The organism is Paenibacillus sp. W2I17 (genome assembly GCF_030815985.1).
Classification (GTDB): domain Bacteria; phylum Bacillota; class Bacilli; order Paenibacillales; family Paenibacillaceae; genus Paenibacillus.
Genome location: NZ_JAUSXM010000001.1, coordinates 4001359 through 4027224, shown reverse-complemented (window position 1 = coordinate 4027224; position 25866 = coordinate 4001359). Strand labels below are relative to the sequence as shown.

20 protein-coding genes are annotated in these 25866 nt (G+C 48.5%); 11 read left to right on the top strand and 9 right to left on the bottom strand.

The annotated features are described in order from the left end of the window. Positions 1-34: 34 nt before the first annotated feature. Both QF041_RS17950 and QF041_RS17945 read left to right on the top strand, forming a co-directional pair. On the top strand, positions 35-667 hold the full coding sequence (locus QF041_RS17950; protein ID WP_047840318.1) for an NAD(P)-dependent oxidoreductase: 633 nt from the start codon (positions 35-37) through the stop codon (positions 665-667). A 206-nt stretch (positions 668-873) separates the two neighbouring features. After that, complete coding sequence (locus tag QF041_RS17945) at positions 874-2553, top strand: NAD(P)H-hydrate dehydratase (protein WP_307415185.1); 1680 nt, start codon at positions 874-876, stop codon at positions 2551-2553. An 889-nt stretch (positions 2554-3442) separates the two neighbouring features. Here the strand turns inward: QF041_RS17945 and QF041_RS17940 are convergent. The 4 genes from QF041_RS17940 to QF041_RS17925 all read right to left on the bottom strand — a co-directional run bounded on the left by QF041_RS17940 (position 3443) and on the right by QF041_RS17925 (position 9130). Continuing rightward, on the bottom strand, positions 3443-5095 hold the full coding sequence (locus QF041_RS17940) for a methyl-accepting chemotaxis protein (RefSeq protein ID WP_307415184.1): 1653 nt from the start codon (positions 5093-5095) through the stop codon (positions 3443-3445). Positions 5096-5121: 26 nt separating this feature from the next. After that, the gene (locus tag QF041_RS17935; protein WP_307415183.1) at positions 5122-6129 is read right to left on the bottom strand and encodes a BMP family lipoprotein; all 1008 of its coding nucleotides are present in this window, start codon (positions 6127-6129) and stop codon (positions 5122-5124) included. Positions 6130-6496: 367 nt separating this feature from the next. Next, the gene (locus QF041_RS17930; RefSeq protein ID WP_307415182.1) at positions 6497-8107 is read right to left on the bottom strand and encodes a gamma-glutamyltransferase family protein; all 1611 of its coding nucleotides are present in this window, start codon (positions 8105-8107) and stop codon (positions 6497-6499) included. A 123-nt stretch (positions 8108-8230) separates the two neighbouring features. After that, positions 8231-9130 (bottom strand): glucose 1-dehydrogenase, encoded by a 900-nt coding sequence (locus QF041_RS17925; RefSeq protein WP_036607429.1) that lies wholly within the window; start codon positions 9128-9130, stop codon positions 8231-8233. A gap of 155 nt (positions 9131-9285) precedes the next feature. Here QF041_RS17925 and fosB point away from each other — a divergent pair, with 155 nt between their 5' ends. Together fosB and QF041_RS17915 are read left to right on the top strand one after the other, a co-directional pair. Then, on the top strand, positions 9286-9705 hold the full coding sequence (fosB, locus tag QF041_RS17920; RefSeq protein WP_307415181.1) for a metallothiol transferase FosB: 420 nt from the start codon (positions 9286-9288) through the stop codon (positions 9703-9705). A gap of 140 nt (positions 9706-9845) precedes the next feature. Then, positions 9846-11657: a S9 family peptidase gene (locus QF041_RS17915; protein WP_307415180.1), complete on the top strand. Its 1812-nt coding sequence runs from the start codon at positions 9846-9848 to the stop codon at positions 11655-11657. 184 nt (positions 11658-11841) lie between these two features. Here QF041_RS17915 and QF041_RS17910 read toward each other — a convergent pair whose 3' ends face one another. From QF041_RS17910 to QF041_RS17895, 4 genes are all read right to left on the bottom strand, one after another. Next, complete coding sequence (locus tag QF041_RS17910; protein ID WP_307415179.1) at positions 11842-12876, bottom strand: phosphotransferase family protein; 1035 nt, start codon at positions 12874-12876, stop codon at positions 11842-11844. A gap of 20 nt (positions 12877-12896) precedes the next feature. Beyond that, complete coding sequence (locus QF041_RS17905) at positions 12897-13871, bottom strand: SMI1/KNR4 family protein (protein ID WP_307415178.1); 975 nt, start codon at positions 13869-13871, stop codon at positions 12897-12899. A gap of 181 nt (positions 13872-14052) precedes the next feature. Next, positions 14053-15084 carry a ribonucleotide-diphosphate reductase subunit beta gene (locus QF041_RS17900; protein ID WP_091018583.1) on the bottom strand — a complete coding sequence of 344 codons (1032 nt, stop codon included), beginning with the start codon at positions 15082-15084 and terminating at the stop codon, positions 14053-14055. A 406-nt stretch (positions 15085-15490) separates the two neighbouring features. Then, on the bottom strand, positions 15491-17809 hold the full coding sequence (locus QF041_RS17895; RefSeq protein ID WP_047840293.1) for a ribonucleoside-diphosphate reductase subunit alpha: 2319 nt from the start codon (positions 17807-17809) through the stop codon (positions 15491-15493). 773 nt (positions 17810-18582) lie between these two features. Between QF041_RS17895 and QF041_RS17890 the strand changes: the two genes are divergently transcribed. Further along, the gene (locus tag QF041_RS17890; protein ID WP_017690882.1) at positions 18583-18909 is read left to right on the top strand and encodes an MTH1187 family thiamine-binding protein; all 327 of its coding nucleotides are present in this window, start codon (positions 18583-18585) and stop codon (positions 18907-18909) included. A 187-nt stretch (positions 18910-19096) separates the two neighbouring features. On the opposite strand, the gene QF041_RS17885 is transcribed toward QF041_RS17890, so the two are convergent. Then, on the bottom strand, positions 19097-20221 hold the full coding sequence (locus QF041_RS17885; protein WP_307415177.1) for a PsbP-related protein: 1125 nt from the start codon (positions 20219-20221) through the stop codon (positions 19097-19099). A 442-nt stretch (positions 20222-20663) separates the two neighbouring features. Between QF041_RS17885 and QF041_RS17880 the strand changes: the two genes are divergently transcribed. The 6 genes from QF041_RS17880 to QF041_RS17855 all read left to right on the top strand — a co-directional run bounded on the left by QF041_RS17880 (position 20664) and on the right by QF041_RS17855 (position 25862). Then, positions 20664-20768: a hypothetical protein gene (locus QF041_RS17880; protein WP_017690880.1), complete on the top strand. Its 105-nt coding sequence runs from the start codon at positions 20664-20666 to the stop codon at positions 20766-20768. 43 nt (positions 20769-20811) lie between these two features. Beyond that, positions 20812-20919 carry a YjcZ family sporulation protein gene (locus tag QF041_RS17875; RefSeq protein WP_221825910.1) on the top strand — a complete coding sequence of 36 codons (108 nt, stop codon included), beginning with the start codon at positions 20812-20814 and terminating at the stop codon, positions 20917-20919. Positions 20920-21182: 263 nt separating this feature from the next. Then, complete coding sequence (locus QF041_RS17870) at positions 21183-21494, top strand: hypothetical protein (protein WP_307415176.1); 312 nt, start codon at positions 21183-21185, stop codon at positions 21492-21494. A 1088-nt stretch (positions 21495-22582) separates the two neighbouring features. Beyond that, positions 22583-23179 (top strand): RNA polymerase sigma factor, encoded by a 597-nt coding sequence (locus QF041_RS17865; protein ID WP_307415175.1) that lies wholly within the window; start codon positions 22583-22585, stop codon positions 23177-23179. Continuing rightward, the gene (locus tag QF041_RS17860; RefSeq protein ID WP_307415174.1) at positions 23176-24159 is read left to right on the top strand and encodes an anti-sigma factor; all 984 of its coding nucleotides are present in this window, start codon (positions 23176-23178) and stop codon (positions 24157-24159) included. The genes QF041_RS17865 and QF041_RS17860 overlap by 4 nt, the downstream gene beginning before the upstream one ends. 191 nt (positions 24160-24350) lie before the next feature. Then, a complete protein-coding gene (locus QF041_RS17855) occupies positions 24351-25862 on the top strand; it encodes an HD domain-containing phosphohydrolase (protein WP_307415173.1) in 1512 nt (503 codons plus the stop codon). Positions 25863-25866: the final 4 nt, after the last annotated feature.

Genomic DNA, 25866 nt, shown 5'->3' with positions numbered 1-25866 from the left:
ACAAGATGATATCTACAGAAAAGAGGGAATTCATATGAAAGTAGCCATTTTTGGAGCAACCGGAGCGATTGGCAAGACGATACTGTGGGAGCTGATGGATCGTGGGCATGAAGTGACAGCGGTGGTGCGTGACCCTTCGAAGGTTGAGATGGTTCATGAGCGTTTGCGTGTAGAACAGGGAGATCTGCTTAACCCGGATCAAGTGGCTGATTTTGCAGCGGGTCAAGAAGTGGTTGTGAGTGCATATGGACCGAAGTTCGGTGGAGAAGAAGAGATGCTGGAAGTGACACGTTCGTTGATCGAGGGTGTGCGCCGGGCAAAAGCAGGACGTCTGGTTGTAGTTGGTGGAGCGGGAAGTTTGCTAACCGAATCCGGTGATATGCTGATGGATACGCCGGGATTCCCGGAAGAAGTCAAACCACTGGCAAAAGCACATGCAGAAGCCTATGACCTGATTGAAGCATCAGGTATTCACTGGACCTACATGAGCCCTGCTGCGACAATCACAACAGGACGTCGGACAGGCCAGTTCCGGGTTGGCATGAACCGTGTGATTACGGATGATATCGGGGAAAGCTCGATTTCCGTTGGCGATTTTGCAGCGGCTTTGGTGGACGAACTGGACGATCCGCAATTTATCCAAGCTCGGTTTACGGTAGGTTATTAAGCGTAGACAGGCTTTGGAATGGATAATTTAATTTGAAGGTCTCGTACACGGAATCGATAGAGCTTCCAATGATGCATGGAGCGCATCATGGTAACTGGATGAGGTAAGAGGAAAGATAGCGATACACATACAGGATACAGCGTTTAGGTGCGAAGTTGTTGTTGCTTTTAGGTATGAGATGAGCTTGTCACGGGGAGGGATGAACATTGTTTATCGTAACCGCTGAACAGATGAGAGCTGTGGACGAGCATACCATTCAACAGCTCGGTATTCCGGCAGCAAGTCTAATGGAGAATGCAGGCCGCGCCATAGCCGAGGAAGTGATCAAGCTGTGCCGGGAAGGGCAGGCAGAAGGCCGGATTGAGGATTCAGAGCAGCTTGGCTATAGCAGCAAGACCGATGCTAGGCGGGCACACACCGGGCCCGGTGATCGGCAAGGTTATGGTGGCGACATCATCGCCGATCCGGCGCTGGTGATGGAGCGCCCGGGAGATCAGCAGTGGTACATGCTGATCGGCAAGGGCAATAATGGCGGCGATGGGCTAGTGGCCGCGCGCCATTTGGTTGAAGCAGGGCTTGGCGTGACATTGGTCTACGCCGATGCCCCTGATGCACTGCGGGGCGAAGCAGCAGTGCAACGGGATGCCGCTGCGAAGCTTGGCATCCCTGCTCTTGTCCACGGGCGCGAAGCCGTGGACTTCAGCCGGTGCACAGGCATCGTGGATGCGCTGCTGGGCACCGGCTCGCGGGGAGTGCCGCGCGGAGCTTACGCGGCGCTGATTGAGGCGGCGAACGACAGCGGCAAGCCGGTTGTGTCCGCCGATGTGCCAAGCGGGCTGGACGCCGACACCGGAGAGGTGTACGAGCCCTGCATTCAAGCCCGGGTTACCGTATGTCTCGCACTGCTTAAGCGCGGGCTCGTGCAGTACCCGGGCGCTTCTGCCGCGGGGCGCATTGTGGTGCGCGCCATCGGCATTCCCGCGCGGCTTGCGCCAGAGCATGGCCCCTCGGTCCGTCTGCTGACGGACGAGGTGCTGCGCGGTGCGCTGCGCGTGGATACAGGCCGCCTCCGAGCACCGGACGGCCACAAGGGCACCTACGGCCACGTGTTGCTGGCCGCAGGAAGTCTGCCGATGAGCGGCGCTGGCCTGCTCTCGGCCAAGGCCGCGCTGCGCGCAGGCTGCGGGCTCGCCACATGGGCGCTGCCCGCGGCACTGCTGCCGCATGTCATCGGCACCGTGCCCGAGCTCATGCTTGCTGCCGCCACCGATGGCGACAGCGGCGAATGGAACGCGGCTTCCGCCTCCGCCGTGCTGCGTCTCGCGGAGAGCCGCGACGTGCTCGCGACCGGCCCCGGCCTCGGCCGCTTCAAGGGCGACACAGACTGGCTGCGCCGTCTGTGGCAACAATCGGATCGTCCGCTCGTCATCGACGCGGACGCCCTCAACATGCTGGCAGACGCTGGCCCACATGGGCCTCGCGACTTGGGCCAGCGAAGTGCGGCGACAATCCTGACGCCGCACCCTGGCGAGATGGGCCGACTGCTGGGCATGTCGACCCAAGAGGTGCAGCGTGACCGTATTGGACACGCTGCAAAATACGCCCGCGAGCAGGGCGTAACCCTTGTGCTCAAGGGAGCACGAACGGTCATCGCAACGCCAACCGGCGAGGCGTACATCAACACCACCGGGCACGCCGGCATGGCGACTGGCGGTGCCGGAGACGTGTTGACCGGCATCATCGCCGGTCTGCTTGCCCAAGGGCTCAGCGCGGAGCAAGCCGCCGCGTTCGGCGTATATCTCCACGGACATGCCGCCGAACGTGCAGCACTGCTGCGCGGTGACCCATCGTCCCTGCTGGCCGGAGACATCATCGACGCACTGTGAGGATGGGGCAGGTGTGGGACAAGCTCATGGTTTTGGGTTACTGCCTATGCCGATTCATTTTCAAAATTGCAAGTGATCCAACGAACCAGCGCATCGGAGCATCAAAAGTAGATGAGTGCACGTTGATCATTGTCCATTATTCAATGATCAGTACTCATTGCTCAATGCCGAGTGCTCAATGCTCAATGTCATTGCCCTAACGAACCTGATACACCTTATGCCACGGTTTTATATCGAGGAGCAAAAGCTAACGAATCTCATCCACGTTATTTCTGTGTATTTCAGAGAAAACACTTGAAAAACCGGACTAAATTAGGGAATAGAGTGCCTGAGATTCATTAGATTTTATAATCTGCAATTAATGGCCCAATAAGGTTTGCACGGTTCGTTAAACGTTTGGATCTGAAACGCTGATGCCTTGTTATCTAAACTTGTTATCTATATAAGTTGAACTAAAGAATATTTACACTGGGCACTCTGGTGACAGAAAAATCTTCCGATCGCTGTTATCCCCAGTTTTTTATTCCTTTTATAAAGTGGAGAATCCGGGGATAGCGTACGCTTCCGAACCAGCTTTCTTTCAAGAAGCTTTTAGCTCCGCTTCTTCAGGTTCTTTCTGTCCTCTCTGTTTTGTGTAAATGTTTAGTTCAATCTTTATACTTTCATATCTTTGAAACGAATTAATGGTTAGATGGAACAACGATTAGTTACTGAAAAGGGGAGCCCTGTCATGATTCATGACCGAGGCTCCCCTTTATTTGTTTGTATGTTCACGCTACCTGATCCTGGCTCGCCTATAACCTGCCCATAACTTGCCTAAAATCTGCATCTAAACGATATCTAAACTAAATCCGACCTATGTCTGGCCGAATTTCTCCCGGCATCCTGCTTACAGCCTGAATCGCAGCAGTTCCTGATGCATCTCTGCACTGATATCTCGCAATGACTTCACCTTGATACTTGCATCAGCGAAGGAACGTTGTTGTTCCGACGTGGAGGCGGTGATCTCTTCACTGCTGGCAGCCGACTGCTCGGTGATGGCACTGATATTTTCGATGGCCTGTTGCACCTGTGTACTGAGTTCATTGGAGTGTTGCATGTCCTCAGCAAGCTGATGGATACCTGTACTAATGCGTTCCACACTTTCACGAATGGCAGAGAAAGATTCGCGAGTCTGGCCAGTGGCTTGTTCCTGTTCGCCGAATAACTGCATGCTCTGTGCTACAGAGTTCTTCACCTTATCCATGGAGGTTGTGATCTCGCCCACAGCCGCATAGATATGTTTGACCGATTGCGCAGATTGTTCGGCGAGTTTGTTCACCTCGCCCGCAACAACAGCGAAGCCACGTCCGGCTTCTCCAGCGCGAGCAGCCTCTATGGAGGCATTTAACGAGAGCATAGTCGTTTGTTTGGCAATCTCTGATACATATGCCGTCATTGTAGTGATTCGAACCGCGCTTTCTTCCAGTTCCCGCACCGTTTGTTCCACCTCGGACATCGCCATACGATTTACTTCGGCCAGGCGGAGTTGCTCCGCTACAGCCTTATTACCTTCCTCAACGGTAGTTAATACTTCACGACCATCGATCACCGATTGGGAAGTGGCCTCCAGATTGCTATTGAAAGTAGACTGCATTTTGTCCACAACCATCACCGTTTCACTCAGATCCTCGGCAATCTTTTGACTGCCAATCGACAGTTCCTCCGTGGTGCGGGATACTTGCTGCACAATCGCTTGGGCCGTATCATTGCCACGGTCAATATCTTGCGCCATCAGATCGACACGATGACCCGCTTCACCAATCGATTGAATAATGCCGCGGATATTATGAGTCATGATACCGAAGGAGCGACTCAGGTCATCGAGTTCATCTTTGCCCCGAGCTTCCGGTAATTGTCCGGTCAGGTCACCGTCCGCAATTTGTCCCGCGGCGTCTTTGAGTGTTCGAATACGCTTGGCGATCTGACGTGAAGTATACATATTAAACAGCATTACGGCGACGAGCAATACGATGGCTCCTACCAGAGCGGTTTGCCACGTTTGCTGAATGTCATGTTCCAAATCAACGGTGTATTGATCATAACGATCCCGAGTCATCTCATCTAACGAATAGATATCATTCTGTATGCCCCGAACCCGAGTGCTGTAACGTTTCGCTTCCGCACTGTTCATCGCGCTCATCGCTTCGGTGGCTCCCTCGTTGAGAGCTGTTAACTTCGTCTCGATGGACTGAATAAGTTGTAACTGCTGATCCGTTTCGAGTAATCCGTCCGTAAGCTCCTGAATCATCGTTTGGCCTTCATCCAGCAAGCGAAGTACGGCGTCCTGGTTTCCTGCTGTCATGGAGAATGAGTAGACGTCCAGCGCCTGCTGGGTCTGAATCTGATTGGCGTTCAGTTCACTCACCTTGAGCATGGCGGGTACCAGATTTTGATTTTTGGCATTCATGTTGAGCAATTGCATGATGATATAAGCGACTAGCACAAGGCATAGAAGTAGTGAAATTAGAGCATTAAGTATCAGTTTTCCCTGTAGTTTCATGTGCGTACCTCCTCGTATCCGATGGGTTATTGATCAAGCTTAATTTTGATTTGACCGGAAGAGATCTTTGCTTTCAGATCTTCGAAGGTTTGCTGTTGTTCATCACTGAGCGTGATATTATGTAGAGCAGTCAGACCCACGGCGTTCTCCGCCAGCCCCTCCACGATTTCCTTTTGAGGGAAGGTATGATTGTTTTGAACAAACGTGTTAACGGCATTATAGATAGAGACATCCACATTTTTCAGCATGGACGTAAGAATGGCTTTTTCCGCCAAAAAGAATTGATCGGTATCTACACCGATGGCGTATTTCCCTAATTTCTGAATCTCCGTCAGTGCGCCAACGCCTGTGAGACCGGCAGCAACGTAAATCACGTCAGCGCCCTTTTCCTGAATCATCTGTACAGCCAGTTGTTCACCGAGATCGGCATTACCGAAGTCCCCTGCGTAGACGACATCAACGGTTGCATCCGGCTTGACAGCCAGAACACCTTGCTTAAAACCCTGCTCGAAATTACGAAGGACCGGTATCTCTATTCCACCAAGGAAGCCAACATGATCTTCCGTTGAAGCCATAGCGGCAATAACACCTGCCAGATAACTTCCTTCTTCCGCCCTGAATGAAATGGAAGCAATGTTAGGCAGTTCGGACTGACTGTCAATCATGAGGAACTGCTGGTCAGGATATTTGGCTGCAACTTTCTCCATATCCGCTTGGACAGCATCACTCAGACCGATAACCAGATCAAATTTGGCTTTCGCAAACTCTTCAAATGCAGCTTCGGCATTGTCGCCGGGTTCACGATAGTCAAAGACAATACTTTTCTCATTTCTGGCCTGAACCAGTCCATCAAAAGCAGCATCATTAAAAGAACGGTCACCCAGACCCACTTCCGTAAGCACGATCCCGACCTTTGTTCTCGTGTCTGTTGCCGTTGTTGTATTATTGACTGAACATGCCCCCAGGATCAGTACCGTCAGGATCATCATTAGGGTGAGACCTAGACCTGCGCGTCTGTTCTTGTTTGTTTTCATGTGTGTTACCCTCATTTCTGTAGTCGCATTTTTCTGTTTTGCATGGTTCCTTAGCTCCAGGGAATGACGTGTACATGATGACACGTATGGTGAGGATTTCCCTTTATCTATATCGGTCAGAAAGACACTGTGATTTATGGTATGTAGTGAAAATTTACGGAAAAATAAATATTTTTCATGAATTATACATTATTTTTACATTTCTCTGGTTAAAAAGGAGCATCAATAACTACAGTATGTTGTTTACTGACGTTAAAAGTCCAAAAAAGGCACAAGAGAGATGACATGAATCATCTCTCTTGTGCCTTAAAATTTCACCCTATACGGATGATAAGTTGATCATCCTAATATAAAAATTACGCGAGTTTTACCAAGCCGCAATCGAGCCGTCGGCTCGGGTTTCCGTACCCCCGCATAATACGCCATTGTCCGGGTTGCGCCAGATGATCTGACCACGTCCAAACTGGGATGGATCGAGTGCCACTTGAATATCATGTCCTTTGCGGGCGAGTGCCTGTGCAATGTGCTGTGGGAACCCCGGTTCCAGGAGAATTGTTTTGCCCTTCGTCCACTGCCAGCGTGGAGAATCCAAGGCGGCCTGTGGGTTCAGGTGATAATCAATCGTATTCATGACCACCTGTACATGCCCCTGCGGTTGCATGAAACCACCCATGACACCGAATGGCCCAACCGCTTCGCTGCCGCGGGTGAGGAACCCCGGAATGATGGTGTGATAGGTTCGTTTGCCCGGCTCCAAGGCGTTTGCATGATTCGGGTCCAGTGAGAAATTATGTCCGCGATTCTGCAAGGCAATGCCTGTCCCCGGAACGACGAGTCCAGATCCGAAGCCCATGTAGTTACTCTGGATAAAGGAAACCATGTTGCCTTCACCATCCGCCGTAGCCAGATAGACCGTTCCACTTGCTCGTGGATCACCTGCCTCAGGTGCACGTGCGGTATCACCAATGAGTTTGCGCCGTTCTTCCGCGTATACCTCGGACAGCAGTTCCTCCACCGTGACACCCATTTTGCGTTCTTCGGTAATATATTTCTCCCCATCGGCAAATGCCAGCTTCATGGCTTCAAGTTGCCGATGATACGCCAGAACAGATTCTTTCTCGTCGAATTCGTAACCTTTCAGCAGATTAAGCGCTGCCAGAGCAATCAGTCCTTGTCCATTCGGCGGGATCTCCCATACATCGTATCCACGATAGGAGACAGAGATGGGATCCACCCACTCGGGCTGGAATGCCGCCAGATCATCTTTGGTCAGATAACCACCGTGTTCTGTCATATAGGAATGAATGCGCTCTGCCAGTTCTCCTTCGTAAAAGTCTCGCGCTTCGCTCTCGCCAATCTGGCGCAAAGTCGCCGCATGATCCGGCGAGCGCCACATCTCTCCAGCTGCGGGAACACGCCCGCCTGGAGCAAATGTCTCAAACCACGCACGCCCTGCTTCCGCATCACCCTGGCGTGCATAGACCTCGGCTGCCCTTGCCCAGTGGCGGGCCAGCCCAGGCGCAAGCGGATAACCTTCCTCCGCATAGCGGATGGCCGGTTCCAGCGCTTCCGCCAGCGTGAGCCGCCCGAAACGGCGGCTTAGCTCAGCCCAACCCGCCGGTGCGCCAGGCACCGTCACCGGAACAACCCCAAGCTTCGGCATCTCCGTATAGCCTGCCGCTTGAAGCGCCTCAATGGATATGCCCTGAGGCGCAGGGCCGCTGGCATTCAGGCCATGCAGTTTGCCCTCGGTCCAGACGAGGGCAAAAGCATCGCCTCCAATGCCATTGGACGTTGGCTCCAGCACCGTGAGTGCTGCCGCAGTTGCAATGGCGGCATCGATGGCATTGCCGCCTTTTTTCAAAACATCCAGACCGGCTTGTGCAGCCAGTGGCTGAGACGTGGCGACCATGCCTTTTTTCGCATACACAGGCACGCGGTAAGAGGGGTACGGTTGGTAGAGTGGATCGAAGTTCATCAGGTTGTTCAGCTCCTTGTCGCTAGATGTCAGGTTCAGGTATAACCGGTCATACTCCTAACCCTCTTCGCAACTGGACAACCGATATCCTGCCACACCTGCCAAATCCAACCTGACATCAGCCTATGTCGTTACCATATCGCCACCATTTACATGAATGCATTCACCTGTGACGTAAGATGAATCGCGGGAAGCGAGATAAACGTAGGCTGCCGCCAGTTCGTAAGGCTGACCAGCCCGACCCATAGGCGTATCTGTTCCAAATACCTGTACATCCTCAGCGGAGAAACTGGCAGGGATGAGCGGTGTCCAGATGGGTCCCGGGGCGACGGAATTCACACGGATTCCCTGTGCAGCGAGCGATTGGGCGAGTACACGAGTCAGCGATACGACGGCTCCTTTGGTAGAGGAGTAGTCGATCAGTTGAGTGTTACCTTTATATGCCGTAATGGAAGCCGTGTTGATGATGGAGGCACCTCTGCACAGATGGGGGAGAGCGGCCTGAATCAGAAAGAAATAGGCGAACACATTCGTCTGAAAGGTGTGATACAGCTGTTCTTCTGTAATATCAACGATGCTTGGCTGCACATACTGTACGCCATGATTGTTGACCAGAATATCGATCTTCCCGTAGGTTTCCATGGTTGTGCGAATGACGGCTTCACAGTTTTTCTTTAAGCGGAGATCAATCTCGATTAATAGACAGCGCTGTCCCAGTTCTTCGATCCGTTCACGAGTCCTTTCGGCATCTGTCCGTTCATATAGATAAGCAATGACGATATCCGCACCTTCCTTGGCAAAAGCGATGGCGGCCGCCCGGCCAATTCCACTGTCACCACCCGTAATAATGGCAACCTTACCTTGGAGTTTGCAGCTGCCGATATAGGCAGGATCTTCACTAATTGGTTCAGGCACCATCAGGGTTTCCAGACCGGGTTGCTGGTCCTGATGCTGGGGTGGAAAGGCCAGCTTTTGCTCCTTGCATACCGTTTTCTCACCATAAAAAGGATAGACAGGATTCATGCGCTTTACATCCTCCTCGAACGTTCATTGATACGGATAACCTATGCATTCGCCCAGAAGAAGGTGCGGGAGGAAACAGCAGAGCGGTTGTTTTTTGCACAGAATATACCATAATAAGGATAGATCCTTAAATCGATGGAGGTGTCAGGAGCCACATGAATATTCAAGGAATTAATCATTTGTGCTTTTCCGTATCCAATCTGGAGCGGGCCATTACCTTTTATGAGCAGGCTCTCGGTGCCCGAATTCAGGTGAAAGGACGCAAACTGGCTTATTTTGAGCTTGCCGGTCTGTGGATTGCCCTGAATCAGGAGGATGTTATTCGCAACTATACGGAACGAACCTATACACATATTGCATTTACCGTTACAGAAGAGGAGTTCGACGCGTCTGTGCAGCAGCTGCGAGCAGCGGGGGCGGACATTCTGCCCGGAAGGCCAAGAGATCCGCGGGATGCATTATCTGTATATTTTACCGATCCGGATGGTCATTTGTTTGAACTGCATACAGGTACGATGAAGCAAAGGCTGGATTATTATCGCGAAGACAAAGCTCATATGACCTTTTATCCGTGAGTTCATGTGCAAATCGAGAAAATCTGGAATTATAACTCACATATCTATTGTCTAAACATTGGCATTACCTATAATATGGACAAATGGTACCTTAATTTACCAATGTTAAATTCGTTGGTTCAATTCCAAGGAGGTTTGTCATGATTCAGTTCCCCAAACCGGATGTTGAGCAATATTTTCAGACTTACCGTATTTCGCATTTTGCCGTTTCGGCAGACGAGAAACGTTTGTTCATGGACAGCAATCTGAACGGTCAGCCGAATATTTGGGCGATGGATTTGCCTGGGGGATACCCGTATCCTTTAACGTACTTGAATCAGAGCAGTCAGTTTATTAAAGCAGACCCGCAAGGACGTCATCTTCTTACCGCGTTTGATCGGGATGGAGATGAGAACTATCATCTATATGCACTCCCACCCGAGGGTGGTGTCCCACTGCCTGTAGTTCCGGCAGAACCGAATGATCGCTGTTATTTCGCTGATTTATCCGAGGATGGACAACGTCTCTATTATGTCACCAGCGCGGGTAATCCGAATTATCTGAATTCACGCCGCATCGATCTGGAGACAGGGGAAGATGAACTGTTATATAGTGGGGAAGAGGTTACGAGCAGCCTGTTTGCTGTAAGTCCTGACGAGAAGAGTTATGTTATTTTAAAAATGTACTCCAATACGTATCAGACGGCGCATCTGTATCGTAATAATGAAGAAATGGTGATTCTGCCAGCTTCAGAACGTCATAGTCAGGTTTCCGATCTGATTTTTGCAGATGACAATCGTCTTCTATTCATTACCAATGATGACTCCGCATACGCCTATGTGGCTGAGTACCGTATCGATACCCGCGAATTCCGTTTATTGTGCAGAATCGAAGGGGAAGATGTGGAGTTCATCCGCTGGCATCAGGCTTCCGAGACCTTATATTTCTGGACACTTACAGGGCCGGAGAATCGTATGTACGTATTGGGCAAAAATGCCGATGAGCCTCGGCGCATAGAGATGCCGCTGGATACGATAGAGCAGGTGAACGTTACGAAGGCTGGCAATGTGTATATCCTCGGACGTGGAGCGATCCAACCGCATAACATCTATCGCAAAATAGCAGGTGCTGAGTCCTGGGAGCCGCTCACTGCCAATCGTGTAACCGGACTGGACCCAAGCGATCTCGTGTACCCTGACGTTATTCGGTATAACTCCTACGACGGACTGGAGATCGAAGCTCTCTTGTTCAAAGCAAAACCAGAGCAGGCCAATGGCTACACCGTATTTTGGCCTCATGGTGGGCCGCAAGCATCCGAAGCGAAGTTTTTTCGGCCAATGTTCCAGATGATGCTCGCTCAGGGCTATCATGTCTTTGCACCGAATTTCCGGGGCAGTACCGGATATGGAGCGGAATTCGTCAAGATGGTTGAGCGTGATTGGGGTGAGGGCCCAAGACTGGACTGCGTTGCCGGGATCAACTGGTTGTTTGATCAGGGAATTACATCGCCAGAGCGGTTATTTGTGGTAGGTGGAAGTTATGGGGGATATATGACCCTGTTATTGGCAGGTCGCCATCCGGAGCTCTTCCGGGCTGCGGTCGATATTTTTGGGCCAAGTAACCTGTTCACATTCCTGGAATCCGTACCGGAAGACTGGAAACCGATGATGGATAACTGGCTGGGTGATCCGGTCCGTGACCGCGAACGCCTAACGAAGGATTCACCGATTACGTATCTCGATCAGATGGTTAACCCAATGCTGGTTATCCAGGGTGCTAATGATCCAAGGGTCGTGAAGGCCGAATCTGATCAGATCGTGGCTGCGCTCCAGTCCAAGGGAATTGATGTGGAATACATCGTTCTAGATGATGAGGGTCATGGCTTCTCGAGGAAGACAAACGAGATTCTCGTGTACCGCCGGATGCTGGAGTTTTTGCAGAAACATCAGGAGTCACCCGTTGCACAAGCTTAAGTTGAGAGATTCCATCGTTGACTGAAATATAGTGAGATGACAAAAACCGCTAAAGATCTTCATTGATCTTTGGCGGTTTTATGCGTATGCCCGGATGTTGGGCGATATATATGGAACGATACATACGTTAGTTTGGAGGGCCGCTATCCATTGAGCGACCTGTCCAAATCTACTAACTAATCTACTAATCCAGCAATGCGACAATCGAATTAATGGACTGCTGCGCCCACTGTGCAAAAGGCAGGTCGGCTGCCCATGTCACTTGTCCTGTCGCTTTGGCTTCCCCCCACCACAAGATACGTTGATAGAGCAGATGCATGCTGAGACGTGTGCGGAAGTGTTGGCATTTCTCCTCATCTGCTGCACAGACCAGATCCCGGTAGCAGCGAAGGAACTGTGCGGCCAGTTCTGGTTGACCCTCACGAACATACCTGGTGGATATTTTGGTTAGGTCAGCTGTGCCGTCTCCGAAATAGGCGGTTGTAAAATCGAACAGACCACTAATCTGCCACCCTGAAGAACGGCCGTCCGGATTTTGAATCAGAATATTCTCGACCTTGAAGTCTCCCATGACAAAACCCGGAACAGCTTTGGACCGAAATGCCGGTTCAGCATTCTTGAATTGCTCATCCACCCACTGAACATCTTCATCCGTAATCACCGAGTACTGTTCAGCATCATGTAACCAGTGACGAATGGTTCCGTACAACCAGTCCAGATAATCGCCTGCAAAGGAAACAATCTGCTGTGCTACAGGGTCATATTCCCCGGCATCAGGCACCTTCCAGCGGTGCAGTTCAGCCAAAGTATGGGCAAACATACAGGCGATCTCTTCCTGGTCTTGCTGTGACAGTGAATCCTGGAATGCTGGATCATACAGGTGATTCCCGGGCAGGCGTGGCATTATGGCATAACTCCAGCCTAGCAGATGGGTATCTTCATGTAATAAATATGGATCAGGGACAGGAATGGACGTATGTTTTGCCAGTTGTTCTACAAAGAACTTTTCTTCCTGTAACTGTCCTGCATATAAAGGATTGCCTTTCAGAATATACTCTCCACGGGAAGAGCGAATGAGCAGTGTCTGACCCATAACACCTTTATCTGTTCGTCGATAATCTTCAAGGGTTCCCAGATCAAGCTCATTCAGCGCATCCTGCAATGGAACTGCGGCCACTTCGCCAAGTTGATTGGAACCAAAATATATACGGGTTGTCATATGGCCGACCCTCCTGGGTTTTAGTCCTCATTCTCTTCGTCAGACAGGTCATACGTATCCTCATCAACCAATCCACGGATGAAAGCTTCAAAATTCGGCGCAAGATATGTAATCTCATAATCATTTTCCTGATCCACATGAACTACACAGGGTTCACCTTCAGGGCCACAGAAGCGATAATCCAGCATAACGACATCATGACCAGCGGATGGACAATCACAGATCACAATCCCCAGGTCGGGGTATCCCCAATCCTCGATCATGAACCGACTTCCCAGCTCACCAGCGAGTGCGTATATTTTATCGTGTCCAATTCCCATAATGCTTGAAATGGCAATGTGATCCTCAGCCCAGGAAGTCGCTTCTTTGGTGGGAAATACAGTGAGCGCAGGGATACCGCCGTTTTGCGTATTCATCAGTTGAATATAGGATGCGGGCAGCCTGTAACCTAATTCTTTCTCAATAGTCAAAATCTCTTCTTCATCAAAAGGTTCTGATACATGATTGTCCTGCGCATAATCACTCTGTACCCAGAACGTTGCGGGATCATAAGTCCCTGAAGCGGCTCTTAGATGGTTCTGTGTACCGCTCTGCTCCAATGCTGCGATATTCTCTTCATGGCGTTGACGATCCCGCCGCATCTTCTCAGCGAAAGGTCGAATCTGACTTAGAAATTCAAGGGTTGATTCATCATGTGGCTGAAGTTCGTTAGCTCTCTCAAACGCCAATAGTGCTTGTTCATAGTTGGCGATATAACAGTACGCGTACCCTAAGCGATATTGCCAGAGCGGGTCGTTTACCCCTTGCTCCTCGACAGACAACAGTTGTTTAATGGCTTCGCGGTAACGTGTGTCATTGTTATAGGCTCTGGCGAGTTGACCAATCAGATTATAATCCCGCTCTGAGACGGGGATTCGTTCAATATGTTCAATAATGAGACTGAATTGGTCCTGCTCATGCCACAAGTTGATTTGTTCCAGCAGTTCTCTTTCCATGAATAGGCCTCACTTCCGTAGAGGGGTATGAATCTCTTTCAAAACTATCTTACAAGGTTAAGAGACAAAAAAACACTCCCGCATGCAGATAGCCATGAAGGCATTCTATCAAAGGGAGTGCTTTAATTTGTGTTTATTTATACCGGATATACTCAAGTAGTAGGTACTCGATCAGAAGATTTTACAAATCGTCAAATCCGTTATCGTCGCCAACTTTACCGTAGTTACGGGATTTAGCTTCGAAGAAGTCGGTTTTGGTTGCATTCAATGCTTCATCGGAGAATGGTTTAATCCAAGGCATGCAGTTTACATCCACACCTTCATATGCTTTTTCCATACCCATCAGACGCAGGCGTTTGTTGGCGATGTACTTGATGTAATCTTCCAACTCGTTCAGGTCAATACCGCGCACGTTGCTGAGTGTGTAATGTGCCCAGTTGGTTTCAAGCTCAACAGCACGATGGATTGTTTTGTATACGTAGTCCATGTTCTCAGGTGTGTTCAGTTCAGGGAAGTCCACCAGCAACTGTTTGTACACTTCAGCAAAGAAGTAACAGTGTTGGTTTTCATCCCGCTGGATATAAGAGATCATCTGGCTGGTTGCCATCATTTTCTGGTCACGGGCCAGATTGTAGAAGAAGGCAAACGTACTATAGAAGAAGATACCTTCGAGTACCAGATCGGCTACCATAGCCTGGAAGAACGTCTGTGGAGACGGCTCGTCCCGGAATGTTTGGTAGATGTCTGCGATGAAACGGTTACGGTCAAGCAGGACTGGATCATGTTTCCAGTATTCAAAAATTTCCTTTTGCTCCCGATCAGATACGATCGAAGACAGGACGTAGGAGTAGGATTGGTTATGAACGACTTCCTGTTGTCCGATAATGGCCGAGATCGCTTCGAGTGAAGAATCAGTAAAGTAACGTTTTACGTCACCAACAAACATCGTCTGCATGGAATCAAGTACCGCGAGCAGAGAGATGTTGATTTTAAACGTACGTTGCTCTTCCTCGTCCAGTTGAGCAAACTGGGAAGCATCTTTGGACATTGGAATCTCGTCTGCGATCCAGTGGTTAAGCAGCAGTACTTTGTACAATTTGTACATATGAGGCATACGAATGTCGTTCCAGTTCAGGATACCGGAGCATTCACCTTCAATAATACGGGTTGATTGGTTAGGGGCTTCGGTGTTGAAAATTTTCTGTACTTGCATTGTTCCGTTCACTCCTTGAATGAATTTACACTTTATAACTACGATGACAGAACAACCTTCCGATCGCTGTTATCCCCTGATTTTTTTGATTCCCTCTTTTAAAGGGAAAATCCGGTGATAAAGGCGAAGTGTATGCTTCCGAAGTAGCTTTCTTTCAGAAAGCTTTTAGCTCCGCTTCTTCAGCTTTGTTCTGTCCTCTTCGTTATCGTGTAATCATTAATTCTTTTATATATATTAGGGTTGTATAATGTGGCATCTATATCAACATCTTGCGATGCTGTGATCGTGTTTTAGGCAAAAAAGAACCAGGGCAACGCCATTTTGCAATCAAAACAGGATGCCCTGGTGGTCACCTCGAATCTAGTAAATCTTCTCTACCATGGATAAAACGTAACTTGCGCAAAAATCAAGATTCTTCAATCGTTAATGCCCGGCTACGAACATAATAAGTTGATTTCATGCCGGCTCTCCAGGCGTGCAGATGCAATTCCAGGAATTCTGTTGCTTTAATATCTGGTCGAACGTAGAAGTTGAAACTTTGTCCCTGATCGACGTGGCGCTGACGGGCAGCCGCCATATTAATGGAAGCATGTTGATCCACCTGGAACGCCGTTTGGTAATAAGGGCTTGTTTTTTCGGACAGATCCGGAGCCGGATTGGCAATTTTGTAAGTTGTTTTCTCTTCATAAGATAACAGCTCATAGAGCGGATCAATACTAGCCGTTGAACCGGCAATAATGGACGTGGAACCATTAGGTGCAATGGCGAACAACCAAGCATTACGTACACCGTTTTGTCGTACTTCGGCTTGCAGTTCTTTCCACTGTTCGGTTGTCACGAACTCGCCTACGCGCTCACCTGATGTGTACTCGCGTTGGTCGAAGTAATGACCACTTTCCCAATCGGAACCTTTGAATTTCGGATAATGTCCTTTTTCTTTGGACAGCTCCATACTGGATTTCACGAGCAGGTAGTTGATTTTTTCATACAGATTATCGTTATATGTTACAGCTTCTTCAGACTCCCAATGAATACCTTCGAGAGCAAGCAGGTGGTGAAGTCCAAACGTTCCCAGACCGACTGCGCGATATTGGCTGTTGGTATATTGGGCTTGCAACACTTCAATGTTGTTAATGTCGATAACGTTGTCCAGCATGCGCACCTGAATTGGAACGAGACGCTCCAATACATTATGAGGTATAGCACGTGCCAGATGGATGGAGTTCAGGTTGCAGACAACAAAGTCGCCAGGCACTTTGGAAATCACGATGCGAGTTTGTCCATCCTTGGTTACGAGTTCTTCCTTTTCAATTACAGTGGCAGACTGGTTCTGCATAATTTCGGTACACAGGTTGGAGGAGTATACCATACCGTGTGCACGGTTAGGATTCGAGCGGTTAACCGTATCCCGGTAGAACATGTATGGCGTACCTGTCTCCAGTTGGGATTTCAGTACACGCTTCATGATGTCAATCGCCTGTACTGTAATCCGGGACAGCAGTGGGTGATTCACCGCTTCTTCGTATTTATCACGGAACGCACCTTCGCCAAAGGACTCATCATAGAAATCTTCCAGTCCGAGTGCACGACCATTCTCGTCCTTCCAGCCCATCACTTTCTTTGTTTCGTGCGGACAGAACAGGCTCCATTCGCCACGGGTGGATACCCGCTCCATGAACAAGTCAGGCAGACAGATGCCGTGGAATACGTCATGCGCACGCATACGCTCGTCACCGTTGTTCAGCTTCAGATCGAGGAAGGCCAGAATGTCTTTGTGGAAAACGTCCAGGTACACGGCAATGGCACCTTTACGCGTACCGAGCTGGTCTACGCTGACCGCTGTATTGTTCAGTTGGCGAATCCAAGGGATTACACCGGAACTTGTATTTTGGTGACCACGGATATCCGAACCACGAGCTCTGACTTTGCCGAGGTAAACGCCGATGCCGCCACCCATTTTGCTCAGACGAGCTACATCCGTGTTGGAATCGAAGATACCTTCGAGTGAGTCGTCCACCGTATCAATGAAGCAGCTGGAGAGCTGACCGGCTACTTTTTTACCTGCATTGGACATCGTAGGAGTAGCTGCGGTCATGTACATGTTGCTCATTGCCCAGTATGCTTCCTTGACGAGATCCATACGTTTCTCGGCAGGCTCTTGGTGCATTAGGAACATGGCGATAACCATATAACGCTCTTGTGGCAGTTCCATTACTTTTCCATCAAAATCGTGTGCGAGGTAACGTTCTGCCAGTGTGAGCAAGCCGATGTAATCGAAGAGCAGATCGTTGCGGTAGTCAATGCACTCAGCAAGTTCGTCGATCTGTTCTTTGGTGTAACATTCCAGCAATTCTTCGCGGTAGATGCCTTTCTTGACGAGATCTACAAGAAGGGGATGGAATGCGCCATAAGGCTCGTCAGGGTAAGACTTGTATCTGCGGTTGGTAGCCGCTTTTTTGTACAGGGAAGTGAGCAGGGAGCGTGCCGCTGCAAATTTCCAATTAGGCTCCTCTTTGGTTACCAGTTCCAGTGCGCTCATGATAAAAGCGTTGCTGATTTCGTCTCCGGTAACTTCATCACGGCGGAGCTTGCTGTTTACCCCACGTACCAGACGTTCCTTGTCCAGCATTTCCAGTCCTTCCAGAGTACGGTCGGCATACACCGAGATGCGCATATCATCAAAGGCAAGCTGGCGGTTGTTCGGCTTGGTCACAACTTGTGGCATGAATATTCCTCGCTTTCGCATGTTTAAGAGATAAATTGGAGAAATTCTTTATATAAAGAATTGAGTGTCGTCTTACGGTGAGAAAAAGGTAAAGGTTGCTTTTGGCAGACTGAAACGGCGGTGACAAGTCATGTCTTAAATCGCTCAACTTGAGGAGCACAAAACAGCACAATGCAGAACATGCTCATATAAAAAGCATTCTCCCCGCCTCGCGGCTGAAAATGCCCATGGATGCTCTGGCTTCCTTACTGTCTTAGAAGTTCTGGATATCGACAGAAAAGGGTGCTTATGTAAGCTTTTGTCTATTGCAGATATGCCTGTAGTTTGAGGATACCGGATGCAGTCCAAACAGCCCCGTTAACCTCCATGTCAACTCTGTTTCGAGAAAGCGATTTACACCTACAGGGACGTGCCTTTGGAGGTGATTTCATCCTGTTTTTCGCGAGAATGCAGAAGGTGACTAATAGAAGCGGAGAAATCTAGTGTTACTACATTTTGTAGCTGTCAACATACTGTAACCCAACATATTGTGTTTGTAAAGTGGGCCGATACAGTAAAACGTAATTCCGAGTATACCATTTAAGCCAGGAATCCGCAAAGGAAAAGGACTGGAAGATTTGAAGATTTATCAAAAAAAAATTTTGACCAATTTGAATGACGTCATCACGTCAGTTTGAATTGTAACGCATTCAACTGGTAGAATAAAAATAGTCAAAAATCGACTAAAATCAGCGGCAGCGGTTGTTCACGGGGCCCAGAGGAGGCGGAGCAAAATGGCAATAGCAGAAGTGACTGTAATTCCAATCGGAACGGGTACAACCAGTCTAAGCAGTTATGTGGCGGACATGCAAAAGGTATTGGAACATCAAAGGGGCATTACATATCAGTTAACTTCCATGAGCACCATTATTGAGGGACCGCTTAACGAGATCTTTACAGCAATTGCGGCTCTGCATGAAGCGCCGTTTTTGTCAGGAGCTCAGCGCGTTTCCACATCCGTCAAAATTGACGACCGTCGTGATAAACCGGATGCCTCAAGTATACAGAAGTTACAATCGGTTCAGGATAAACTGACGTCACTTCAGGCAAGACCTAATTAATGGTTTAGTATAAACATCCGTATATACGGTTATTTGGTATGTTATAAGTCATTAATTAAAGGCTAGATTGTGTCTGTCTGTCTGTGTAGTTAACGTGAATTTCTGACATCTATAAACTGAAAGACACAAAAAGACCAGCTTAACGTTCATTAAGCTGGTCTTTTTGTCTACTCATTTAACATTTTAATTAATCTGCAACTACCAATGAGGCTCCAATCAACGTGGCGTTGGTGTAACCACCGCCAACATTTTCAAAAGAGAAGTTGGTAATTGGCGCACCGATAACCGTGGCATAATCACCATCAAGCAAATCTCCGGTCATTGCAGGATATAACGCTATAATATCGTTTCCGTTCTCATCCATGACATGAACGATAGAGAAAGTTGCTCCGAGAGAGCTATCTTCTTCAACGGAAATGACTTCCCCGTTAACTTGTACGAAAGTATTGTAATAGTTGGCTACATTTTTATTCAGATGACGGGTCGTTACATTGGAGTCAACGAGCCCCTGTACCTTTTTGCTTAGTTCTGCCGTAATGGCAGGGAATACATCGTTATGTTTACCAAAGAAATCATAAGATGCCTGCTCCATAAAGGCTGTGTCTTCTGTAATGTACGGAGTTAACTCATTAAAGAAATCGGCAGCTGATGCTGTGGCAGATGAATTTCCAGTCGTTGCAGTTGGTGCTGTTTGCTCCAGAGGAGCAGTAATGCTTAGGGAATCAAGGATATCTTTGATCTCATCCTGATTATAAGTATCCTTGGCGTAGGTTAACGTCATGGTATAGAGTTCTGTATTGGTCGGAATCAGATACTGCACAAGGATAACATCTGTACCCGAGGAATGCTTATAGGCTCCTTCCAAGACACCAGCGCTATATTCTTTATAAGACTTGTTCGTGTAGCTGGTTTTTTTATAATCGGAAATGCCGATGCTTGAACCGCTTTGTGTGTAATAATCCACTATATTATTGGCGTATTCTTCAGGATTAATTGAACCGGTTGAGCTGGCCTCAATCGTCAGATTCATATTATCTGCAAATGTGACTGATGAAGATTGGTCTGAAAAAGCAGCTTTAATGGATGGAGCATTCATTTGACTTGTATCTACGCTTTTCCAGGATTCAGGATATGCAAAAGAAAATCCTTCTCCACGATATGTAGTGTATTTCGTAGCTTTTGCTTCTGTTGAGACAGTTTCAGTTGCCTTGGATGCTTCGGACGTTTGGCTATTGGTTGTTGTGTTTGTTTCTGAATTACCACAAGCACTAAGCAATGTGGCTAATGCCAAAATCGTAATAAGTTTCTTCATTATGTCTAATTTCTCCTAATGTGCTTCCCATCGGTTGGGATTTTTTCTAAGGTCATCATTTCGTTTGGGATAATCTAGTTTAGGTGGTGAGCATAGAAACTCCTTTCTACTTTATTAGTAAAATAATAACATAAATAAAGATTTCAGTATTCGTAATTACTAAAAAGGTAATTTATCTGTATTTAACAAGTTAGAAGCAATAATATACCGTAAGGGTTCCATTTTGAACGATAGTACATACATTTGGTTGATATAACCGTGGGATTTATTTATGAATTAAACATATATGAACATAACATGCCGACTTAAGAACTAACCCTTTATGTAGGTGCAATTAACGAATAGTCGGTGGAAAAAAACAGCCCATTTTCGACCTGAGCCCGGTCCCATGTGTGATTGGTGCATATAGTGAACTGTACCTCAAATCAAAGGAGGGGTTTACATGAGTGGAGTAGTAGGTGGATACGGCGGCGCATGGACATCGACTGGCGCGATTCTGGTTCTTTTCATTTTGTTGGTCATCATCTCTAAAGCATTCTTGATCTAATAAACCGCTTGGACCCTAATATATTGGTAAAGGAGGGTTCTGTATGAGTGAAGTAGTCGGAGGCGCAGGATACGGCGGCTGGACATCGACTGGAGCAATCCTCGTTCTGTTCATTCTGCTCGTAATCATCACTAAATCTTTCTGGGTATAATATGGTGAGCTCTGCCGGGCAACCGGTGGGGTTTTTTTTCTAGAGGACAAGCATGGTGGAGAGCCAGGAAGATAAGATAGCTTGTGGTTGAACGGAAGAATTGGTGGAATTCAAGAAAAGGAAGGATGGCGTATGCTTAGAAAATGGGGAAGGTACCTAATGGCTAAACGCCCATTTTGTCAAAATGAGGGCGATAGCCCGGTCCAGAGGTAGGCTGAATACATAGCTTAGGGGTGTAGGCAAATGTTAAGGAGGAATGAACAATGAGCGAAGTAAAACCGAATTCACCGAACGGACAGGGACACGTATACGGACATACGGGAGGTTATGAGCATATGCAAGGATACCAATACACAGGTCATGAAATGCATGGGTATGGATATGGTTGTGGAACAATGCCAATGGGATATGGCTATGGATACGGACACCAGCCAAATCAAGCTCCAATGATGCATGGTTATCACCAGGGTTGTGGAGTATCCTATGGTCATGGCGGCGGAAGCTGGGGTTCCATGGGTACGATCCTCGTACTGTTCATCTTGCTGGTTATCATCTCCAAAACGATGTTTATCTAAGTATTTGTGAGTGCAAGGAGACTTTGCTGATCGTGGATCGTTACAGTAGGTGCTCTAAATAAACTCCGAGTTTGAGTTCCATGTTGGGGCATAACGTACCTATGATTCAGAAAGGGACAGCGTAGGATTTCATCCTGCGGTGTCCCTTTTTTTATTAGAATTAAGTGAAGGAGCGTTGGGATTACTTTCTTTAACGAACTCCACAGCCTCTATTCCATGAATTTTTGCCATTTCACAAGTTTAACGAATCGTGGACGTCTTATTATCTGAATCTGGGCATGATTGGAGCCTATATTCATAAAGTGACATGGATTAACGTGGCTGAGATTCGTTAGATTTTACATAGCACAGAAATCCTTAATATAAGGTGTGCAGGATTCGTTAGCGTCTGGTGAGCGTAAACATTTGCTTTAGAGGCCGGGGTTATTTGCACAATTGGAGAAGTAAGGAAGTGGGAGAACGGAAAAGTTTTAAAAGCAGAGCCGAATTTATCTGGTTAGTCTGATAAGTGGAAGGAAGATTTTTCTCAATTGTGGAGGCCGATGGTTTTGTAGATGTTGCTAAATTGGATATGTAGACATGGATAAACACCCGGAACCCAATTCCGGGTGCTTTGTGTATGTTTTCAATCTTCTCAAGAATAAGTGATATCCAAAACAACAAAAGCCCTACCTCTCTTTTGTCCTTGCGGCTCCGATGACCGCGCCAGTGTGAATGGGAACATCTTGTGAAACTCTGTACTACCGGGTTATTGTGATTCAGGTTCTTCAATCTTCATAGGTTAATTGTGCTTAAAGTTCGCTGCGGTCGCAGCATGAAGAAAATATTCCGGGGTTTAAAGAAGACAGAAATCATATGAGGTTGTTTAATACAACTCTTATAGTATACCACAGGTTGTAATTAACTGCAATAAAAAGGAAAGCGCGACCAGAGCAACATGTTTTCGGACTGTTTTTATGTTAGAAAGTGAAAGGTTAGTTTGAAAAGATACAGAAATTTTTTCAGACTATTTCTTCATAGGGGTAATCCTCTTCAAAAGATTCTGCGTAGGTTATAATAAGAGGGAAGAAACAGAAAGGGGCCCTCGCATGACTGAATCGATGGAGGACAGCAGGTTAATGCGGCAGATCGCGGAACGTGATGCCTCCGCACTGGAGCTTTTATATGACCGTTATGAGCGAGCGGTGTATTCTTTTGCCTACCGGATCGTTGGTGATCCCATGACGGCAGAAGAGACCGTTCAGGAACTTTTTATGCGGGTCTGGAATAATGCTGAACGTTACGATGCCTCACAGGGAAAGCTGACCACATGGATGTTTGCGATTACGCGTAACATTGCAGTGGACATGCTGAGGCGGAAATCAAAAGGGGCAGCGACTACTTCAGTTGAACACGAGAAACTGGCGGCTTATGCCGATGAAGATACAAACACGGAAGAAGAAGTGCAGCGTAAATGGGAAGGTACCCGGATTAAAGAGGCGTTGTCCCAATTGAACGGTGATCAGCAACAAGTTATAGAATCGATTTATTATGCGGGATTAACCCAGCAGGAAGTATCCAGCCGATTCGGGATTCCGCTGGGTACAGTAAAGAGCCGTGTCAGGCTTGCCATGCGACAGCTCCAAAAGTTGCTGGCCGATGCTGAATTGCATCCGGACGCGGGAAGGGAGGGCATACATCCATGATAGAACGACATGAGGAGTGGTCTGATCTGGCACCGATGTATGTGCTGGGCGGACTGGAAGCAGAGGAAGTGGCTGCGTTTGAAGCGCATATGGCAACTTGCGAACCTTGCCGCCAGGAGGTAAGGGAGTTGCAGGAAGTGACTGGCTTCCTGCCACTTGCGGCGGAACCTGTAGCGCCGCCGCCAGGCATGCGAGCACGTGTGCTGGGCAACGTGCTCGGACACGTGCAGGAGAGCGCCGAGGCGAAGCCAGCCGCTGCTCCTGCAGAGCCTGAAGCACCCGTGGTGCTTCAGGAGGATCTTGCGCCGCAGCACAAACGTGCGGCGCAGCCCGGGCCAGGCTTGCCGCCGGTAACGGCGGTGCCTGCGGCCCGGGTGGAAGAGGCTGCCCAGGCACAGCCATGGCAGCCACAAGCGCGCGCGCGTGCGCGCAGCAGCAGCGCCTGGCGCATAGCCAGTGCCGGCCTTGCGGCCGCGGCACTGTTGCTGGGCGTGTACACGGCGCAGCTGCAAAGCCGGATCGACTCGCTGACGCAGCAAGCGGCGGGCTCGTCGGCTGCGCAAGAGCAGCTGGTGCAGGCACAGGCGCAGAATGCGCAGCTGCAGGAGCAGCTGGCATCAGCTCTGAAGCCCGCACAGGGCATGCAGACTGGCGAGGCAGTGAAGCTGAATCCTGCAACGCAGGACATTGTAGCTCAGGGTCTCGCAACCATCGTTATTGACAGCAAAGGCACTCACCTGGTTGTGCAAGCTGAGAACCTGCCGAACCTGGAAGGCAACGAGGCTTTTCAGGTCTGGTTGATCAAAGGAGATACCCCTCAGAATGCGGGTACTTTCCTTAGTCGTGACGGAACGGGAGCGGTATATTACACATTGGATTCGGCCAACGACTATGATACGGTTGCCATCACGCTTGAACCGGATGCAATGGGAGATGAGCCGCGCGGTACAATGATTCTGGCTGCCAAGATTAAAGGATAAATATAGGATATATCACCAAAGGCTGCTCCGTCGTGGAGCAGCCTTTTTGTGTTTCCCAGTTCTGGTGCCCACCCATTGGATTTTATTAATTTTTTTAGTCGGAGCAACCGATAAACAAATAGAAGGCAATACCCTTAATCTCCCTGTGTCTCAAGGGAGAACTGGTTGCACATAGAGAGTGAGGGGTTCAGTTGGAAGCATACCGTTCATTTATCTTTCGCCTGATACGCAATTATCTGATCGGTTCACTGGCAGCTGTTTTTGTTGTCGGTACAGTAGTTATGGTATCTACTCTGCAAATACCCAATATTCAATTTGTTCGACTCATCTTCATTGTACTGATTTCAATCTTGTTCATGCTGGTTGCAGAATTAATTACGCTGTGGGTACAGCTTGGCCCCATAAGACAATTTTTCACTTCCGAGCATCATGAGAGAGACGAATTGAACCACATGTATGAGAAAATTCATCGTTTCCCGGGACAGACCATATATCGGATCATGGGTCCGCACATGCTTGGCTTCTCACTTCCGGCAGCCGGATTAACAATATGGATGATATCCACAGGGTGGCTTGAATTTCCTTACTTCTATACTGTCGTGGCCGCTGCGTGTGCCTTTCTGATTGCCATCATGCATGCGCTGATTGAGTATTACCTAACGGTGCGGGCGATTAGACCCCTGTTACTTGAGATTCGACATCGAGGCAAAGTCCAATACGGGATGGAACCTTCGCTGGGAGGGCGCATTCTGGTATCGATCCAGCGTAAATTTCAGCTAAGTACGGCACTGATTGGCTTATTTCCTCTATTTCTATTTTTCCTGGCTACATATATCAGACTTCAGTATATGGACAGTGAATTTGCGAAAGAGTACATACTGTGGGGAATTCTCATCGTTGTTCTGGGCGCGGGGTTTGCGCTGGTGGGAAGCTGGCTGTTGATTCGTGATGTTCGTGATCCGGTTGCCGAGCTGACGCATGAGATGAACCGAATTCAGGAGGGAGATCTTGGCAGAAGAGCTCCGGATCTGTATGCGGATGAATTTTCTGCACTAATCTCCGGTTTCAATATGATGATTAATCGACTTGAGATGAGACAGGAACGTAATCGACAGCTTTTGCAAAGTTATTTTTCTACACTGGCTGCTGCTTTAGACGCCCGAGATAAGTACACGGCAGGGCATTCCATGCGTGTGGCAGAGTATTCGCTGATGATTGGCAAGTTGAGCGGAATGAATGAGGAACAGGCGGATTTATTGTACAAATCAGCCCTGCTTCATGATATCGGGAAAATCGGCATACCTGATGAGGTACTGCTGAAGGATGGAAAACTAAGCGATGAGGAATTTGCGATTATTCGTACACATCCCGTGCAGGGAGAGAGTATTTTGTTGCAAATAGAGCCTATTGATGCCATGGCCGACTTTCTGCCAGGTGTACGATCTCACCATGAGAGATATGATGGCAAAGGATACCCGGATGGGATGGCTGGTGATGATATTCCCCTTTTTGGCCGCATCATTGCGGTAGCGGATGCCTTTGATGCCATGACGTCTGATCGACCATATCGGAATGGAATGAGTCACGAGAAAGCGCTAACGATTTTGGAAGAAGGAAAAGGGACCCAATGGGACCCCTATTTTGCAGGTTTGTTTATTGATGAATGGAGACGACAACAGCATCTTCAGAAACCATCGAAGTGAGGGA

What these genes read in the sequence shown, in the direction of transcription:
- QF041_RS17950 (WP_047840318.1), top strand. Translation starts at nt 35, where the DNA reads ATGAAAGTAGCCATTTTTGGAGCAACCGGAGCGATTGGCAAGACGATA.
- QF041_RS17940 (WP_307415184.1), bottom strand. Translation starts at nt 5,095, where the DNA reads ATGAAACTACAGGGAAAACTGATACTTAATGCTCTAATTTCACTACTT.
- QF041_RS17935 (WP_307415183.1), bottom strand. Translation starts at nt 6,129, where the DNA reads ATGAAAACAAACAAGAACAGACGCGCAGGTCTAGGTCTCACCCTAATG.
- QF041_RS17930 (WP_307415182.1), bottom strand. Translation starts at nt 8,107, where the DNA reads ATGAACTTCGATCCACTCTACCAACCGTACCCCTCTTACCGCGTGCCT.
- QF041_RS17925 (WP_036607429.1), bottom strand. Translation starts at nt 9,130, where the DNA reads ATGAATCCTGTCTATCCTTTTTATGGTGAGAAAACGGTATGCAAGGAG.
- fosB (WP_307415181.1), top strand. Translation starts at nt 9,286, where the DNA reads ATGAATATTCAAGGAATTAATCATTTGTGCTTTTCCGTATCCAATCTG.
- QF041_RS17915 (WP_307415180.1), top strand. Translation starts at nt 9,846, where the DNA reads ATGATTCAGTTCCCCAAACCGGATGTTGAGCAATATTTTCAGACTTAC.
- QF041_RS17910 (WP_307415179.1), bottom strand. Translation starts at nt 12,876, where the DNA reads ATGACAACCCGTATATATTTTGGTTCCAATCAACTTGGCGAAGTGGCC.
- QF041_RS17905 (WP_307415178.1), bottom strand. Translation starts at nt 13,871, where the DNA reads ATGGAAAGAGAACTGCTGGAACAAATCAACTTGTGGCATGAGCAGGAC.
- QF041_RS17900 (WP_091018583.1), bottom strand. Translation starts at nt 15,084, where the DNA reads ATGCAAGTACAGAAAATTTTCAACACCGAAGCCCCTAACCAATCAACC.
- QF041_RS17895 (WP_047840293.1), bottom strand. Translation starts at nt 17,809, where the DNA reads ATGCCACAAGTTGTGACCAAGCCGAACAACCGCCAGCTTGCCTTTGAT.
- QF041_RS17890 (WP_017690882.1), top strand. Translation starts at nt 18,583, where the DNA reads ATGGCAATAGCAGAAGTGACTGTAATTCCAATCGGAACGGGTACAACC.
- QF041_RS17885 (WP_307415177.1), bottom strand. Translation starts at nt 20,221, where the DNA reads ATGAAGAAACTTATTACGATTTTGGCATTAGCCACATTGCTTAGTGCT.
- QF041_RS17880 (WP_017690880.1), top strand. Translation starts at nt 20,664, where the DNA reads ATGAGTGGAGTAGTAGGTGGATACGGCGGCGCATGGACATCGACTGGC.
- QF041_RS17875 (WP_221825910.1), top strand. Translation starts at nt 20,812, where the DNA reads ATGAGTGAAGTAGTCGGAGGCGCAGGATACGGCGGCTGGACATCGACT.
- QF041_RS17870 (WP_307415176.1), top strand. Translation starts at nt 21,183, where the DNA reads ATGAGCGAAGTAAAACCGAATTCACCGAACGGACAGGGACACGTATAC.
- QF041_RS17865 (WP_307415175.1), top strand. Translation starts at nt 22,583, where the DNA reads ATGACTGAATCGATGGAGGACAGCAGGTTAATGCGGCAGATCGCGGAA.
- QF041_RS17860 (WP_307415174.1), top strand. Translation starts at nt 23,176, where the DNA reads ATGATAGAACGACATGAGGAGTGGTCTGATCTGGCACCGATGTATGTG.